Source organism: Vibrio sp. D173a, from assembly GCF_030248475.1.
In genome coordinates this window covers 1-730 of sequence record NZ_JAHGAH010001427.1, presented here as the reverse complement: position 1 = coordinate 730, position 730 = coordinate 1, and the positions used below count along the sequence as shown (strand labels likewise).

The 730-nt window shown below is 42.6% G+C and carries 2 protein-coding genes; both read left to right on the top strand.

Annotated features, from left to right (window positions below):
* Positions 1-308: HAD family hydrolase (locus tag KIV40_RS33830; protein WP_285353808.1), on the top strand; the 308-nt coding region annotated here is incomplete at its 5' end.
* 2 nt (positions 309-310) lie between these two features.
* Positions 311-670 carry a metallophosphoesterase gene (locus KIV40_RS33825; RefSeq protein ID WP_285353806.1) on the top strand — a complete coding sequence of 120 codons (360 nt, stop codon included), beginning with the start codon at positions 311-313 and terminating at the stop codon, positions 668-670.
* The last annotated feature ends 60 nt before the right edge of the window (positions 671-730 follow it).

Genomic DNA, 730 nt, shown 5'->3' with positions numbered 1-730 from the left:
TCCAATTAGTGAGGCATGGTTTGGATTCCTATTTTGAAGATATTTTATTGGGCGATAGACCTGGTAGTAAGAGTGAGAAAATCCTTGAACTGAAACGCACCCACTCAACGGCCGCGATTATGATTGGTGATTGCATTAGTGATATCAAAGCCGCTCACGAGAGCAGTTCACAATCTATTGCTGTGACTTGGGGGTGGCAATCGCAGAGTTACTTAGAACAGGCTAAACCGACTGCAGTCGCACAAAACGTCTCAGCATTAACATCAATAGTGCACCAACTATCCGACATATCTGAATTAATGGCTTAATCATGAAAATCATTCACTTAACAGACACTCATCTGGGTTACACTGGCCAAGAAATCTATCAACGATCCCCTATTCCCGCTTTAGAAAAGGCCATTAAGAGTATCAACCAAGAGCACACCGACGCTGAGATGCTGGTGATCACCGGAGATTTGGCTCATGCAGGTCACCCAGAGGCTTATCAAAACCTCAAGTCCATTCTAGAAAAATTAACTATCCCCTATCATTTAGTCATCGGAAACCATGACGACAGACCAACGATTTCAGAGCTATTTCACGACTTTGAGTTGGATGAAAATGGCTTTGCCCAAAAAGTAATCACCACTAAAAAAGGGCACAAGCGAAGAAAGATAAAGATGTCGTAGCGTTACTGTTAATGGCTCAGCAATACTTACCAGATCACGAGATGATAATGGATAGTGACA